The 763-nt window shown below is 41.8% G+C and carries 1 protein-coding gene; it reads left to right on the top strand.

Features of this window, described 5'->3' with window-relative positions; translation table 11 throughout:
- Positions 1-83: 83 nt before the first annotated feature.
- Complete coding sequence (locus tag ACMV8I_RS21320; RefSeq protein ID WP_498867144.1) at positions 84-569, top strand: GNAT family N-acetyltransferase; 486 nt, start codon at positions 84-86, stop codon at positions 567-569.
- Positions 570-763: the final 194 nt, after the last annotated feature.

Raw genomic sequence — 763 nt, 5'->3', positions numbered from 1 at the left:
GACATGACACTCTCGGGATAGTTTGGAAACAGTGTTGCCCCATCACCCGTTTTGGGCTGATGCTTTCCTTAGCAGGATGCTTTATGTTGGTCACACTCATCCTGCAGGGTATAACCATGATAACAGTAGAGAAATCAAATCCATTTTCTTCAGATTCCCTTCGCCTAATCGAATTGCTATCAGCAGAACTTGCCGCTATTACTGGTGATAACGGTAAAAGTAATTTCACCGCTGAAGCAATGAGTGATGACAAAGCTTTATGGGCATTAGCAAAGAATTCTCAAGGAAAAGCTATAGGATGCGGTGCTATACGGCCATTAACGCAAAATATAGCCGAGCTTAAAAGAATGTTTTCAGACCGAAGTGTGTCAGGGGTTGGCGGTGCTTTACTCACTTTTCTTGAAAAATCTGCAACAGAGATGGGATATATCGAGCTTAGGCTGGAAACCCGACACATCAATTATCGGGCTGTAAATTTCTACGAGAAAAATGGTTATATCCGTATTGAGAATTACGGCCCATATATGGGTAGGACAGAAGCTGTTTGTTTCTCAAAGGCATTGCGCTGATTGTATTAATTAGATCTGACGTCCGCTTCTGGCACCAAACCGCCTGCTGAGAAACGTCGTCGGCTATGAGCGCAGGCTGTGTGAAAACTTCTGATCACTTTTTGGTCTAAGCAATGAATTTATATGATCAACCATTCTCGATAAACCCGTGCGGTAATATTTTTTTTCTAATAAAATTAGAGGCATATAAATGA

It is taken from the genome of Ewingella sp. S1.OA.A_B6 (genome assembly GCF_049889095.1).
In the GTDB taxonomy this organism is placed as follows: Bacteria; Pseudomonadota; Gammaproteobacteria; order Enterobacterales; family Enterobacteriaceae; genus Ewingella.
The sequence above is the reverse complement of the archived record's forward strand: the minus strand, read 5'-3'. Positions and strand labels throughout refer to the sequence as shown.